General features: G+C 26.5%; 15 protein-coding genes and 1 other RNA gene. 12 read left to right on the top strand and 4 right to left on the bottom strand.

Features of this window, described 5'->3' with window-relative positions; translation table 11 throughout:
• Positions 1–67: 67 nt before the first annotated feature.
• Positions 68–928 carry a hypothetical protein gene (locus H8923_RS03130; protein WP_153925813.1) on the top strand — a complete coding sequence of 287 codons (861 nt, stop codon included), beginning with the start codon at positions 68–70 and terminating at the stop codon, positions 926–928.
• Between the two features lie 134 nt (positions 929–1,062).
• A non-coding RNA gene (gene ssrS, locus H8923_RS03125) (6S RNA) lies at positions 1,063–1,246 on the top strand.
• Positions 1,247–1,296: 50 nt separating this feature from the next.
• Here ssrS and H8923_RS03120 read toward each other — a convergent pair.
• Complete coding sequence (locus tag H8923_RS03120; protein WP_153925811.1) at positions 1,297–2,310, bottom strand: hypothetical protein; 1,014 nt, start codon at positions 2,308–2,310, stop codon at positions 1,297–1,299.
• A 183-nt stretch (positions 2,311–2,493) separates the two neighbouring features.
• On the opposite strand from H8923_RS03120, the gene H8923_RS03115 reads away from it, so the two are divergent.
• Complete coding sequence (locus tag H8923_RS03115) at positions 2,494–3,729, top strand: exosporium morphogenetic protein CdeC (protein WP_243139905.1); 1,236 nt, start codon at positions 2,494–2,496, stop codon at positions 3,727–3,729.
• A 76-nt stretch (positions 3,730–3,805) separates the two neighbouring features.
• Here H8923_RS03115 and H8923_RS03110 read toward each other — a convergent pair whose 3' ends face one another.
• Positions 3,806–4,465, bottom strand: coding sequence for a hypothetical protein (locus tag H8923_RS03110; protein WP_153925809.1), 660 nt, complete (start codon positions 4,463–4,465; stop codon positions 3,806–3,808).
• The gene (locus tag H8923_RS03105; RefSeq protein WP_153925807.1) at positions 4,462–5,799 is read right to left on the bottom strand and encodes a polysaccharide biosynthesis protein; all 1,338 of its coding nucleotides are present in this window, start codon (positions 5,797–5,799) and stop codon (positions 4,462–4,464) included. Before H8923_RS03105 ends, H8923_RS03110 begins: the two co-directional genes overlap by 4 nt.
• A 169-nt stretch (positions 5,800–5,968) precedes the next feature.
• Here H8923_RS03105 and pdxR point away from each other — a divergent pair, with 169 nt between their 5' ends.
• Genes pdxR through H8923_RS03090 form a run of 3 tightly spaced genes read left to right on the top strand, consistent with a single transcriptional unit; the run spans position 5,969 to position 9,049 of the window.
• A complete protein-coding gene (gene pdxR, locus H8923_RS03100; RefSeq protein WP_153925805.1) occupies positions 5,969–7,384 on the top strand; it encodes a MocR-like pyridoxine biosynthesis transcription factor PdxR in 1,416 nt (471 codons plus the stop codon).
• 24 nt (positions 7,385–7,408) lie between these two features.
• The gene (locus H8923_RS03095) at positions 7,409–7,618 is read left to right on the top strand and encodes a DUF896 domain-containing protein (RefSeq protein WP_147541601.1); all 210 of its coding nucleotides are present in this window, start codon (positions 7,409–7,411) and stop codon (positions 7,616–7,618) included.
• A gap of 39 nt (positions 7,619–7,657) precedes the next feature.
• Positions 7,658–9,049 carry an aminopeptidase gene (locus tag H8923_RS03090; RefSeq protein ID WP_153925803.1) on the top strand — a complete coding sequence of 464 codons (1,392 nt, stop codon included), beginning with the start codon at positions 7,658–7,660 and terminating at the stop codon, positions 9,047–9,049.
• Between the two features lie 53 nt (positions 9,050–9,102).
• Here the strand turns inward: H8923_RS03090 and H8923_RS03085 are convergent, their stop codons facing one another.
• A complete protein-coding gene (locus H8923_RS03085; RefSeq protein WP_153925801.1) occupies positions 9,103–10,008 on the bottom strand; it encodes a selenium metabolism-associated LysR family transcriptional regulator in 906 nt (301 codons plus the stop codon).
• Positions 10,009–10,208: 200 nt separating this feature from the next.
• Here H8923_RS03085 and H8923_RS03080 point away from each other — a divergent pair, with 200 nt between their 5' ends.
• From H8923_RS03080 to H8923_RS03055, 6 genes are all read left to right on the top strand, one after another.
• Complete coding sequence (locus tag H8923_RS03080; protein ID WP_153925799.1) at positions 10,209–10,946, top strand: hypothetical protein; 738 nt, start codon at positions 10,209–10,211, stop codon at positions 10,944–10,946.
• An 86-nt stretch (positions 10,947–11,032) separates the two neighbouring features.
• A complete protein-coding gene (locus tag H8923_RS03075; protein WP_153925797.1) occupies positions 11,033–12,217 on the top strand; it encodes a molybdopterin molybdotransferase MoeA in 1,185 nt (394 codons plus the stop codon).
• A gap of 27 nt (positions 12,218–12,244) precedes the next feature.
• Entirely contained in the window at positions 12,245–12,775 is a 531-nt protein-coding gene (gene mobB / locus H8923_RS03070; RefSeq protein ID WP_153925795.1) for a molybdopterin-guanine dinucleotide biosynthesis protein B, read from the top strand.
• 303 nt (positions 12,776–13,078) lie between these two features.
• Complete coding sequence (locus H8923_RS03065; RefSeq protein ID WP_153925793.1) at positions 13,079–14,032, top strand: ABC transporter permease; 954 nt, start codon at positions 13,079–13,081, stop codon at positions 14,030–14,032.
• The gene (locus tag H8923_RS03060) at positions 14,022–15,026 is read left to right on the top strand and encodes an iron chelate uptake ABC transporter family permease subunit (protein ID WP_330596606.1); all 1,005 of its coding nucleotides are present in this window, start codon (positions 14,022–14,024) and stop codon (positions 15,024–15,026) included. Before H8923_RS03065 ends, H8923_RS03060 begins: the two co-directional genes overlap by 11 nt.
• Positions 15,027–15,782 (top strand): iron ABC transporter ATP-binding protein, encoded by a 756-nt coding sequence (locus tag H8923_RS03055; protein WP_153925791.1) that lies wholly within the window; start codon positions 15,027–15,029, stop codon positions 15,780–15,782. It abuts the gene before it with no gap.
• Positions 15,783–15,871: the final 89 nt, after the last annotated feature.

The raw sequence follows: 15,871 nt of genomic DNA, 5'->3' as shown, positions 1-15,871 counted from the left end.
AACAATAAGATCAAATAAAACATAGTTTATATATGAGGGAGTAGTATAGTTTAAGGGGTGACTTGTATTGAATAATCTACTATTAATACTTGGAATATTAGCATTAAGTAATGGTAACGTATCATTATTTGATAGTAAAAATAAATCAAAAAAATCAACGGAAAATACATCGGGGAATAGGGCTCCTAAGGTTAAAAAGAGAACTAGTAAAAATTCAGATACTAAAGTTAAAAGAAGAAGAAAATCAAATGGAAGTAATTCCACCAGCAATAATGACGATTTATTTAAATTTAATATGAATGATATAAGTAAGGGGTTAAAGTTAATGGAATTAAGTGATGAAGATTTAGATAGAGGAATGGAGATTATTACAAGAACCAAAAAGTATATGTCCAGAGATGAAAAAAAAGTTTTAATAAAAATAGAGAGTTTATTAGATTTAGTAAAAGGTATAAAAAAATTAAGTACTATGGATATTTCTGAAGATATGGAAGAAAGTAACTTTTTTAGAAGTATGGATGAAGAAGATAAGAAAAATATGATGATAAAAGAAATAATTGATGTATTTCCTGAAAAGAGAAAAGAATCAGTTGAAAAGGCAATTGATATAAAGAAAAAAATTGACTTGTTTGCAGAATTGTTTTTACCGGATGATTTTGGAGAGGGCGGATTTAGTTTAAGTTCTTTAGCAGATATAAATAACTTAGGTAGCATAAATAATTTAAAATTATTAGGAAGCTTGTTAAGAGGTGATGATTCAGATTTATCATATGAAGATGATGATTATGAAGATGATGATTATGATGACGGTGAGTATGATAATTATGAAGAATTTGAAGAGTATGAAAGTAACAATGATGAATATGAATATATTGAGACAGAAGAATATGAGTATATAGATGTTGATGAATATGATGATAGTAGATAAATGACATAAAATATAAGTATAGGACTACATAATCAAAGGATGAAAGGTAAAAATTGTAACTAATTCACAATTTTATAAAAATTACTATACAAAACCACTTTTAAAATATTAATTTTTATTATATAATAAGTATATAAATCCTGAGACATACGATAAGGCTTTCTTAAATTCAACCGACAAATGTTAAACGGGAGACTGAGTCTAGGTACTGATAATATGCCCTAAAAATTTTAGGGAAATTAGAGGCAACTAGCAGGTCACCCACCTGGGAGTATCTCGGGTCTGAATTTATGGGGCCACCGGTGTTTTGGGGTATTAAAAAAGTGTTGCCATTATGGCAACACTTTTTTACTTTATAAATTTTTAATTTAGAAACCTAAGATTCCAATATCATCTAAGCTTGTAAATACTGTATTTACATTATAAGGAATATCATTTTTAAAATTTGAATAAAAATAAGCTCTTATAAATTTATCTTCAACACTAAAATCATCAATTTCATGTGTACTCCAGTTTCTACCTAAATTAGTAGAATAAGTAGTATATAGCTTTCCGTAATTTACCCACATTAGATATAAAGTTGAGTCTTTTTTTAAAAAAGTAGGATACATGCAAGTCGAAGGTCCGGTTATATAAGTAGATATATCAACTTCAAAGGTAGTATCATTTAAATAACCATTCAAGTATTTAACGGCATAACCAGTTTCTAAACTCTCACAGAAAGTTATATGATAAAAATTCATACTATCTTTTAATATATTCAAATAAATCTTATTTTTTCCAGAGTTGGTAATCTGAACAGGATTTGACCATGTCAAAGTGCTTATATTAAATTTAGATAAAAATATTTCTTCAATACCATCTACTAAATTAAAATAAAATACAATAGGAGAATCTTGACTCCAAATAACTGTAAAATTATCTAGAACAATATGATTAATAAAGTCTATCTTATTTTCAGTCCATATATTGTTATGTTTAATGTGATGGAAGAGAGCACATGTATTAGCTGAATTATTATTATAAACATAGTATAGAATATGTATATCATTATTAATAACATTTATATATGGAAAGCAAATACCAAACTTTTTAGAATTATATTTAAGTATCTCTGTTTGAGTGAATGTTGATGAATTACTTAAAGCAGTAAGCATTTTTAAAGAGCCATCATTGTAAATGCCATATATATTATCAAGATTACTTAGGGTAAAAAAACAATTTGTAAAATCAATAGAATCATCTTTTATTAATTTTTTAGAAAATACTAGTTCATTATTTTTATCATAGTAGTTGTAAGAAATGCCTTTATCTAAATGAATATAAAGCATATCTTTAGAAGAACGTCTAATTATTGTAGAGCACTTATTAATAAAACTCATATATACCTCCTGTACATTATAAGAAAATATCCACACTACATATATATTTACAAAAAAAAATTTTATTCTACTTAATCGCTAAGTTAAGGCAGGGCAAGTCACAAAAGATAGTTAAAATGCATAATATTAATTAGGCTAATAAAGCCGAGGCATAGAATTCATTTAAGGGGAGGACAATGAGATATGCAAGATCTTAGAAAGAATAAAAGAAAAATGACAAATAAACCTATGAATGTAACAAATAGTCCTAAAACAGAAGATATGAGTGAAGAATTAGAGAGAGTTTATAGACCAAAACACAATAATACAAATGATTGTTGTAACAATACTTGTCATAATGAGTGTGATAATCATCACCATGATGATTGTAAGTGTGATCACCATCATCATGATGACTGTGGATGTGATCACCATCATGACCATGATAAATGTGAACCATGTGAAGTAGAGTCAGATGTATGTGTAGATAATCCTTGTCGTGACACATGCTGTACTCCTATTACTCCACCAAGATTTTCAACAAACAATAGTGTTCCTGTTGCAATAGAAACTAATAGAGTATTTGATAGTGTAGTATTCCAGACATTTACAGATGCTAGAGCTCCACAAACAACATCTTCAGATGGTAGATCACTAGTGTTTGATATTGAAGTTGTTGAAGTGTGTGGTCCAGTTCCAAGAACAGGTCCAGTAAATGTAACAATCGAAAAAGTTTGTATGAATTTTAATGAAATAGAAATAGAATCAGATGATCCAATGTTAGAAGACTTTAATGTTGTAAGAATAAATCCAAAAGATGATGGCGTATGTGACACTACTTTTGAATTTTTAGTATGTGGAGATAGAAGTGCAATTTGTTGTGAACAAAGAAGAGGTCAATCTGTAGCTTATAAACAAAAAGGATTAGTGGTAACAGTAAGAGACTTAGTATTAGAACTAAGAGGTAAATGTGGATGTACAGAAATAGTTGCATTGGCATTCCCTGCAGTTAGAACATCTGGTGGATGCTTGAAGAGAATTGATGAAGTTCAGTTCCCATTCAATACTTTAGCAGCATCACTTTGCTTACCAGCGAGTGGAAGAACTGTAACTTTAAGACAAGAATATGATGTTAATTTAAGTGTAGATTGCATAGGTAAAGCATTATTAAGTGTAGTGGATCATTCAGATTGTGAATGCTTCTTTAACTTAGATATACCAAATGGAATAGATGTAATTCTTTGCTTACAAGAAGTAGTTAGCATATTAAGAAGCGAACAAATAGTAGTGTTAGCTTCTCCAACAGCTATTCAACCAAGAGTAGTTGATACTTTTGCTAATGTTTGTGATTTTACACAATGTAGCGAAGATACTACACAATCAAATAATACTTCAAATAATTGCAATAGTTGTAATACTTCAAATTCTTGTAAAAGATAATTAAAAAAGAGCTTAATATTATAGATAATTAGTAAGAAAAAGGCTACTAATATAAATTTATATTAGTAGCCTTTTTTTACATTTTATAGACGATGCTGTAGCAGTATTCAAATATATCATCATGTATATTACTTTTAATTTCATTAGAGCTACTATAATTAATATTTCTAAGCAAAGTATTTGGTATTAACCACATTCTAGATTTACTATTAAAGACAATTGTATTATTCTTAGACTCACCGCGGTTGCAGTTGTAAGATGTCTTATACTCAAAAATAATATTAGATAATTCATCTATATTCAACTTATAAATATGCTCTTTGTCTTTGATAATATTACTAATATCATGTTTATACACTTTAGGAGATCCAGGTGTGAAATTAAAGTGTGTAACTTTATAGATATTTTCATCTATAGAACTATCTTCAACTATAAAAATATTTAAATAATTATTAATTATACATAATCTCATATCTTTAATATTTTTTATACTATTAAATGCTTTACAGACTACATTTTTTTTCCAATAACCTTTATTTTTATTGAAAAAATGAATTAATTTACCAGTTGAATCTATAGAACAAATATGAATTCTTTTATTATCATCAATATTAGCGCAGTAAGCGAATATATTATTTGCTAGCTTTTCTGTATGTTCATTAATATTTTTGATATAGAGTTTATCTTTGTTTGTATATATATAAAAAGGTTTTATGTCCGAACTATTTTTATTCATCTTATCCTCCTAACTTTAAGATTTTTTATAGCTTTGATTAAAACTATAATATGTAATAAACAAGTTAATATAGATACAATAGTCATTGTGTATATATATGCGTAAATGTTTAAATCAGGAATTGGAAGTAAAAAGTATAGAGCGACTAATTGAATAATCATACCTGCTATAGTATTCACACTAGATTCAAATTCTCTCCTAATAGCATGTAAGATACCTGACAATGTCTGATTTAATGACAAAAACAGAGGAGCTAAGCACATAGCTTTTAAATAATCTCCTGCTAATTCATTTTTAAAAACTATTACACAAATATCTTTACCGAAGAAATAAAAAAGTAATGAGGATAAAATTCCAACGCCAGTAGTGAGTAGTAAAGAGTAATTTATTTTTTTTAATACATTATTATATTTATTTAATGCCATTTCTTGAGAGATACTAGGTATTAAATTTACTACTAAGGCAGAACCTACTGTAAATGGAAGAAATACAAAAGGCATTACCATACCACTCATAATGCCGTACATACTTAATGCTTTGGTATATGCTACTCCGGATAAAGCCAACCTTGAAGGAACCATCATTGAACTAATAGATTGTAATAAGACATTAGACATACGATTACAAGTTATTGGTAAGGACATTTTTATAGTTTCTACAGAAGAAATATAAAAGTCTTTGATATTAACTGTATACTTATTAATTAAATCATTATCTTTATACAAATAAATAGTCATAAATAGTACATTAGTAGCTTCACCTATAGAAATACCTAATAAGGCAATATAACAAGTTAATGCTCTATCTTTGATATACATACATAATAAAAAAACAAATAATATTTTACTTAACTGTTCTAAAATTTGACCTAAAGCAGGGATTGTTACTTTTTTTATACCATAAAAATAGCTTCTAATTATATTTGAAATAGTTATTATTACAATTGCAGGACAAATTGAGAGTACAAATAGGTTTAAATTTTCATTTTTTAAAAGCTTTAAAGATAAATAATTACTACTAAAAGATATACTTAAAGATATTATAAAAGATATGAAAAATGCTAGGTATAAGGTAGAAATAAAAATAGTATTAGTATTATGTTTATCGTTTAAAGCTTTCCGTTTTGCTACAAGACAACTAAGGGCTGTTGGTATTCCTGTAGTAGTTAGAGCTAGGCATATCATTAAAAAGTTAAAAATCATATGATATATACCTAATCCAGTATCACCGATTACCTTAGACAAAAATATTTTATATAAAAAACCAAGAACCCTTACTATAAAATTTGATATAAACAAAATAATTGTCGATAACAAAAGGTTAGGTATTCTCAATAAATCACCTCCCTTATATTTAAATATATTCAAGAGAGAATTAAAAAATAATTAATCTTTATAAAATTTACTTTTACCATTTTTTAATAAACTTTGGTATTATATATACATACTACATAATTGAAAATAAAATTACACCTTTAATTTAAGTAAAGTAAGTGGTGAGGATATGGAAAAATACATTTTAGATATAAATAAAACTTCTAGCAAATACCTGCAAATTTACAATCATATAAAAAAGCTTATAATAAATAAGAATATAAAAGAATATGAGAAACTACCACCAATAAGAAAATTATCTGAATTTATAGGCGTTAATAATGCAACTATAGTTAAAGTATATGAACTTCTAGAAAAAGAAGGATATATATATAAAGTAGTTGGAAGTGGTACATTTGCATCTAATTTAAAGGTAAAGAAAAATCATAAAAAAGAAAAAAATATTATACACTTTGATAGTGGGAACCCATCAACAGATATGTTTCCAATAGATGATTTTAAAGAAGCTATAAATATGGCTTTATCAAATGAAGGTTCATCAATATTTGAGTATGATGAAGGTTTAGGATCAGAAGATTTAAGAGAAAATATTGTTAAATACTTAAGTGATAGGTTTATAGAAACTAGTAAGGATAATATACAAATAATATCTGGTGCTCAACAGGGAATAGATATAGTCTGTAAAGGTCTAATAAATTATTCTGATGTAGTTTTTGTTGAAGAACCTACATATAATGGTGCTATAGAGGTTTTTAAAAGTAGAGGAGCCAAAATAATATCTATTCCAATGTTAGATGATGGTATAGATATTGGAATACTAAAATTAAAGTTAGACAAAATAAAACCAAAGCTAATTTACACAATGCCAAATTTTCAAAATCCAACTGGAATATCTTATTCAACTTATAAAAAGAAAAAGTTAATAGAATTAGCTGAGAAGTATGATTTTTATATACTAGAAGATGATTTTATAAGTGATTTTAAATTTGACTCATATGATAATAGAACTCTTAGAAGTTATGATGATAAAAATAGAGTTATATATATAAAAAGTTTCTCAAAAATACTTATGCCAGGCCTTAGGATTGGTATAGTTGAAATACCTAATGAATTACAAAGGCAAATACTTTGGGCAAAATACTCATCAGATATATCAACACCAGGACTTATTCAAAAATCAATGTATTATTATATGCAATACTTTAATTGGAATGATTATTTAAAACTAATAGATAAGATATATAGCGATAAGTATAGACTGGCTAAAGAGTTGATTTGTGAGAATTTGAGCGATAGATTAAAGATTAGGAACTCTGATGGAGGTTTAAATTTCTTTTTAGAGCTTCCTAGAGGATATTTATCGCAAGATTTTTCAGACTTTATTTTAGGAAAAGGCGTGTCGATAACTCCAGGAACATATTTTTTTGATAATTTAGTTGATGATAGATTTTTTAGGATAAATATAGCAAATGCAAGTATAGCAGACTTAGAAAAGGGAATATCTATAATAAGTGAAAATTTAGAAGAGTTTTTTTATGAGTACAAAAACAAAATAGAGTTAAGAAGTAATAAAGTATTTTATTAAAACAAGGTAATTTAGGAGGCAAACATGTTTGATCAAAAGAAAATAGATAGAATAAATGAATTAGCTAAAAAAAATAAAAATGAAGGATTAACAGAAGAAGAAAAAAAAGAAAGAGAAATATTAAGACAAGAATATTTAGCAAACTTTAGAGCTCACTTCAGATCAAGATTAGAAAGTGTAAAAGTAGTATCACCAGAAGAATATGAAGAGCACATGAAAAATAAAAAGAATTAATTTATATAATTAAAAATATAATAACTCAGGAGGGGTAAAATGGAGATAAAATATGAAGCAAAAAATGCATGGAAAATTCATATGGATAATAACTCAGTAAAAGAGGTTATGAACTACTCAAAAGGATATATGGATTTTTTATTTAAGTCAAAAACAGAAAGAAGCTGTGCAAAAGAAATCATAAAACAAGCAAAAGAAAATGGATATATATCTTTAGAAGAAGCCATATCTAAGGGAAGTATAAAAGCTGGGGACAAAATATATGCTAACAATAAAGATAAAGGTGTATGTTTATTTTTAATAGGTAAAAATACTATTGAAAATGGTATGAGAATAATAGGTAGTCATATAGATTCACCGAGACTTGATTTAAAAGCAAACCCTTTATATGAAGAAGCAAATTTAGGCTTATTTAAAACTCATTACTATGGTGGAATAAAAAAATACCAATGGTTATCACTTCCTCTAGCTTTAAGTGGTGTAGTAATCTTAAAAGATGGCAGAAAGATAGATATTTGTATAGGAGAAGATGAAACTGATCCTGTATTTTGTATAACTGACATTCTTCCACACTTAGCGTCAGATCAAAATCAAAAGAAAATCTCTGAGGCTATAAAAGGTGAAGATTTAAACTTATTAATAGGAAGTATCCCAACTGAAGAAAAAGATGGTATAGTTTACAATGTATTAAATATATTAAATGAAAAATACAACATGGTAGAAGAAGACTTTTTAAGTGCTGAACTCCAAGTTGTTCCTGCAGGAAAGCCTAGAGATTTGGGTCTTGATAAATCTATGGTACTTGCTTATGGACATGATGATAAGGTTTGTACATATGCAGCAATAACATCTATTTTTGATATAGAAGAGTCAGACTATACATTAGTTACTTTATGTGCAGATAAGGAAGAAGTAGGTTCAAATGGAAATACAGGTATGCAGTCTAGATTCTTTGAAAATATAGTTGCAGAACTTATAGAACTAGAAGGAAGTTATTCCGATTTAAAAATAAAAAGAGCTCTTTCTAAATCTAAAGTATTATCAGCAGATGTTTCTGCTGGATATGATCCTAATTTTTCTAGTGCATATGATAAAAGAAACTCTGCATATATGGGTAGTGGTGTAGTATTAATTAAGTATACTGGTGCGAGAGGTAAAAGTGGATGTAATGATGCTAATGCAGAATTCTTAGCAGAAGTAAGAAATGTATTTAATAATGAAAATGTAGTATGGCAAACAGGTGAACTTGGTAAGGTTGACCAAGGCGGAGGAGGAACAATTGCTTATATGTTAGCAAACTACGGAGCAGAGGTAGTAGATTGTGGAGTAGGAGTTCTTAGCATGCATGCACCATATGAGGTAATTTCAAAAGTTGATTTATATGAAATGTATAAAGGTTATAGAGCATTTTTTAATCAAATAAAACTATAATAAAAAAGCTATTAAAAGATTTAAGTTAAGTATAATAAATCTTTTAATAGCTTTTATTTTTGTAAATTAAAATAATTGCGTAACTCAATTATAAATCTATCCTCAAGAGGTGTAAGCACTTTTTGCTTAGAATATATAAAGTAAAAATTCCTATTAAAATCTACATTTTTTACTCTATAGAATTTAACCTTATTATCATCAATATAATCAACTGCAGACATATAAGATATAAATGATACACCTAAACCGAATCTAACCATTTCCTTAATAGATTCATTAGACTCAACATGAGCAACTATATTTAAGTTACTAATAGAAAATTTATTTTTATTTAATGTATCTAAAATTAATCTTCTAGTTCCAGAACCTTCTTTTCTCATAATAAGATTAAGTTTAGATAATTCATTTATATCGATATATCCATTTTCATTTTTTATATTATTATCAGTAGATGTAATTAATACAAGTTCGTCACTAGCTATTTGTAGATGTTTAATTTGATTGTTACTAGGCTTGACACCTACAAATCCAAAACTAACTCTTTCATTTAATATTTCAGATATAGCAAATTGAGAATCATAGTGATTGATACTAAATCTTACATCAGGAAAATTAGAACAAAATGATTTTAAAAATTCAGGTAATATATAGGTTTCAGGTATAGAACTACAAGCTATATCAATAATTCCCTCTATTTTTCCGGAATATTCTTTTATATCAAAAATTGCTTTCTTACAGTTATTAAGAATATAAATAGCATGTTTATAAAGGATTTCACCAGAAGGAGTAAGTTTAATAGTTTTATTATTTCTATTTAAAAGAACTGTGTTTAATTCTTTTTCTAAATTTTGAATATGGGAGCTGACAGTAGGCTGCGTTAAAAATAATTCTCTAGCAGCTTTTGAGAAACTTTCGTGTTTTACAACTGACACAAACACTTCAAGTTGCTTAAAATCCATATGAAAACCTCCTTACTTTATATATGAATATATTATAACATAAGGTAAAAACAAATAATCTACTAAAAATAATATAAAAGTGCATCTTGTTACAAAAATATTACAGATTGACAATAAATATTATTAAAGTGAGGTAAATGTTATATAATTGATAAGTAAGGATAAATTTTATATAAAAAGTTATGAAGGAGGGCTATTATATGAAATTAAAAAAGTTATTAGTAAGTTTTATTACTCTAAGTATATTTATTACTGGTTGTAGTACCATAAATAGAAAAGAAGTAGTATCAGATAAAGCAAAACAACAACAAACTATGACTAAAGTTCAAAATGATGTTAATGAGATAATGAGTAAAGACTATGAATATGTTTTAAAAAATATGGGAACTCCTTATAGTACAACTTATTGGATAGAAAAAGATCAGATAAACAATACAAAAACAATAGATGAACTTAATCACACTGTAAATGTAGGATTAGTATATCCTAAGTATACTGCGGATAATGAATTAGAAGGTAGTGCCTTGTATATAGAGTTGGATAAAAATAAAGTAATTGAAGTTCAAACTTATGAATTCAGTAGTTATAATGAAGAAGAGCTAGAAGATGATAATGTAGCTTTAATAATTGACAAATATAGTGATGATGCAAAGTTAGATTTACAAGATATAGAGAGTATGAAGCTAGATACATATAAAGGTAAATCAACAGATGATATATATAATAAGCTAAACTGTATTGATCCTAATTTAGCTGCTTATGATATGGTCAGCAAATCTAAATCAATAGAAGTTTATATGCTTAGAGATAGTGAAAGTAATAAAAAAAATAGTAATAGTGTATTAACTGTATTTATCAATAACAATAAAATTAATGATATAAAAATTATAAATAGTAGTGTACTTTTAGATATAGCTAAAGACTATTTATTAAATTAACAAAAGATTATGGCGATCATAAAAGAGATTAGCTATAATCTTTTTTGTATTGATTAAAAATATGATTATGTAGGGGACGTGAGATTATGATTGAAGTAAAAGATGCTATTAAAGTTATTAAGTCTAATCTAAAGCCTAAAGAAGACACAAAGACAATAGATATAATAAATTCAATAAATATGGTAAGTGCTCAAGATATATATTCACCTATTGATAATCCTCCATTTGATAGATCGCCTTATGATGGTTATGCCTATGATGCTAATATCAATAGAAATGAGCTAACTGTAGTAGGGGAAATTTATGCAGGAGAGATCTTTAAAGGCGTTTTACATAGAAATGAATCTGTAAAAATAATGACAGGTGCTAAGATTCCTAATGGAGCAAACTGTGTAATAAAAAAAGAAGATGTTAGTGTAATTAATGAAAACAAAATAATAGTCAATAAAAATTTAAAAATGTATGATAATTATATTTTTAAAGGAGAAGATATACCTAAAAATCAATTAATAATAAGAAAGGGCGATATTATATCCTATGAATCTATAGGAATTTTAGCTAGCTTGGGTATTAAAGAAATAAGTGTATATGATAATTTAAAAATTGGAATTTTAAATACAGGAACAGAAATACAGGAATTAGATGAGATATTAGAAGATGGGAAAATCTTTGATAGCAATAGATATATACTTCATTCAAGACTTTTAAAAAGAAATATAGAGCCTGTCATAATTGACAAGGTTGAAGATGAAATAGAAGAATTAGAAAGTAAAATAAAAAATATTTTAAAAAATGTAGATATATTAATAACTACAGGAGGAGTGTCCGTAGGAGATAAAGATTTAGTACCGAAAGCTTTTAAAAATCTAGGTGGAAAAGAGTTATTTTGGAAAGTAAAGGCTAAGCCAGGTGGAGCCTGCTGTGCTTCGGTACTAGATGAAAAGCTACTATTTGGACTTTCTGGTAGTCCTCATGCATCAGGAGTAGTATATGAAAATATATTAGTACCAGTGATTGAATACATGAGTCATAAGGATAGTTACAATACAATAAAAGCAATATTTAAAGGAAATTTTAATAAGAAAGCAAAAATAGATAGATATTTAAATGGAAGATTATATACAGAAGATGCAAAGTTATATGTAGAGATGACAGACAAAAAAGATGCTAAAGCAAGGCTATGGGCAACATTAAATAGTAATTGCATGATTAAAGTAAAAAAAGGAAGTATTTTAGAAGATGATCAATTAGTCGAAGTTGTTATCATATAAGAAAATTAATTTTAGAGGGGATTATTAATGTACAATATATTATCTGTAACTTCTTACTCTAGTGTAGGTAAGACTACATTAATTGAAAATATAGTAAAAATACTAACTGACAGAGGATATAAGATTGGAACTATAAAACACACTTGCCATGACATTGATATAGACCAAGAAGGTAAGGATAGCTATAAGCATAGAAAAGCAGGAGCAAGTAAGGTTTGTGTAGTTTCTAAAAATAGAGTTAGTTTTATTGAAGAGAGAAGGGAAGAAAGAAATTTAAAAGATATCATTAAGTTATATAATGATATGGACCTAATTATAATCGAAGGATATAAAAAGTATAAATTTAAAAAGTTAGAAATAATTAGATCAGATAAATATAATGAGATAATTTCAGATAAAGAAGACTTAATAGGTATTATAAGTGATTTGAATTATCAAATGGATATAGTTAAATTTAATTTAGATGAATATATAAATATATCAAACTTTATAGAAGAATGTATAGATAATGATATATTACTTATAAATGAAGATAGATTAGATTTTATTATTAAATAAAAACAATAGGTAGGATAGTATTTAAGGTAAATATATAGTTAATAGATATATTTCACTTTGAATACTATTTTTATTTGAAAAGTATGATTAATTGATGTAAATTTTGGTATATAAAAAAAGAGATAAATTTGATTATGAAAATCTAAAAATATTATAAAAATAAAAATATAGTTAAAAAGTTTAAAAAGTATTGACAATGAGAATTATTATTGATAATATTATTGCATAAGTATATTGATAATAATTATCAATATAATATAAGTGTGATATTCAATAATATAACTATTACTTGGGGAGAAAAGAATGAAAAAAAGATATTTAATTTTAGTATTGATTGCTTTATCTTATATATCCTTATTTTTAGGGGCCAAAGATATAACATTAATAGATATATTTACTAAAGACCAGGATAAACTTATGGTATTTATGATAAGTAGGATACCTAGATTAATTAGTATACTAGTTGCAGGTATGGGAATGAGTATAGCAGGTCTTATAATGCAACAGATAAGTAAAAATAAATTTGTATCTCCAACAACAGGAGCTACAATAGATGCAGCACAATTGGGTATAGTAATATGTATGTTGTTTATGCCAAAGGCATCAATGTTCTCTAAGACAGTTGTGGCATTTATATTCTCGCTAATAGGAACATTTATGTTTATGAAAATACTTGGAAAGATTCAATTTAAAAATGTAATTTTTGTTCCATTAGTAGGTATTATGTTTGGAAATATAATAGGTTCTATTACAGATTTTATAGCTTACAAACATAATCTTACACAAAATGTAGGTGCATGGATGCAAGGAGATTTCTCAATGATATTAAAAGGTAACTATGAAATACTTTATATAACAATACCAATGATAATAATAGCTTATATCTATGCTAATAGATTTACTATTGCTGGTATGGGAGAGGATTTTGCTACAAACTTAGGCCTTAACTATAAAAAAGTAGTAAATTTAGGATTAGTAATAGTTGCATTAGTAACTGTATGTGTAGTTGTAACAGCAGGAAGTATACCATATATAGGTCTTATAGTTCCTAATATAGTGTCATTATATAGAGGAGATAATATAAAGGAAAATATATGGCATACAGGATTATTTGGTGCAGTTTTTGTTTTAGCATGTGATATATTTGGAAGATTAGTTATATATCCGTATGAAATAACAATAGGATTAACAGTAGGTGTTATGGGAAGTATAATATTCCTTTACCTTTTATTAAGGAGGAATGTAAGTGCAGCTTAATAGTATAAATAAAAAAGTAAACAAAAATAAAATTAATAGATTTAATATGGATTTAAATAAAAACTTATACATAATGGGAGCTTTAGTATTAATATTTACAACACTGTTTTTATTCTATGGAATAGACATGAAACATTTTGATTATGCTATATCTCAAAGAATACCTAAAATTTTAGCTATGATTTTAGGTGGAGGTTGTATAGCATTTACAACAGTAGTCTTCCAAACTATAACAAATAATCAAATACTAACACCTAGTGTATTAGGTTTAGATTCACTATATGTTTTAGTACAAACTGTTATAGTATTTGTATTTGGATCAACAAGTATATTTATAGTTAATGCAAGTTATAACTTTATAATAAATGTAGGTATAATGGTTGGTGCATCAATACTTTTATACAAAGTATTATTTGAAAAAGGAAAAAATGATATATTCTTCTTACTATTAGTAGGAATGATATTTGGAACATTATTTAAAAGTGGATCATCATTTATGCAAATGGTAATTGATCCAAATGAGTTTTTAGCTTTGCAAAGTAGCATGATAGCTAGTTTAAATAATATTAACACAGATGTACTTATGATATCTATGGTAATTATTATTGCTATGATACCTTTTATATATGATGATATAAAGTATTTGGATGTATTATCTCTAGGTAGAGAACAAGCAATAAACTTAGGTGTTGACTACGATAAATTAGTTAAAAAAATGATAATAGTGATTTCAGTATTAGTATCAATATCTACAGCACTTATAGGACCAATGACATTCTTAGGATTAATAGTAGCTAACGTTGCAAGGGAAGGTCTTAAGACATATAAGCATAAGTATTTAATTACAGGAGCAACTTTAATAAGCTTGATAACTCTTGTAGGTGGTCAATTCTTTGTACAACATATATTTAGTTTTAATACAACTTTAAGTGTAATAATAAACTTTATAGGTGGTATTTACTTTATACAGCTTTTATTAAAGGAGAGCAAATAGATGATAGAAATAAAGAATATTTTTAAAAAGTATAAAGACAGAAATGTTGTAGACAATGTTTCTTTCAATATAGAAAAAGGTAAAATAACTTCATTTATAGGTCCTAATGGAGCTGGTAAAAGTACAGTTTTAGGAATAGTTACTAGACTTATATCTGGAGATGGTGGAGATGTAGTTATTGAAGGTAAGAATCTAAGTGATTATCATACTAAGGACTTAGCAAAAAAAATAGCAATACTTAAACAATCAAATAATATAAGCTTAAAGCTTACAATTAGAGAATTAGTTGGATTTGGACGATTCCCACACAGTGAAGGTAATTTAAACTCAGAAGATGAAAAATATATTAATGAAGCTATAGAATATATGAAATTAACAGATATACAAGATAAATACTTAGATGAATTAAGTGGAGGTCAAAGACAAAGAGCTTATATAGCTATGGTTATAGCTCAAAATACGGAATACATATTGCTTGACGAACCTTTAAATAATTTAGATATGTCTCATTCAGTTCAGATGATGAAGGTTCTTAGAAATCTTTGTGATGATTTAGGTAAGACAATTGTATTAGTTATGCATGATATAAACTTTGCATCTTGTTATTCTGATAATATAGTTGCTCTGAAAAATGGTAAGATAGAGAAAGTAGGAACAACTAATGAAATAGTTCAAAAAGAAGTTCTTGAAGATATATATGAAATGAATTTTGATATAAAAGAGATAAATGGAAATAAAATATGTGTTTATTTCTAAATTTTATAGGACAATCTACTTTAGATTGTCCTATAAAAAGAAAATTAATTGATAATGATTTTAAATATTGATTTAGAAAGAAAATCAAT

Origin of the sequence: Romboutsia faecis (genome assembly GCF_014323405.1) — a bacterium.
Lineage (GTDB): Bacteria > Bacillota > Clostridia > Peptostreptococcales > Peptostreptococcaceae > Romboutsia_E > Romboutsia_E faecis.
This window is presented reverse-complemented; position numbering and strand designations above follow the sequence as displayed.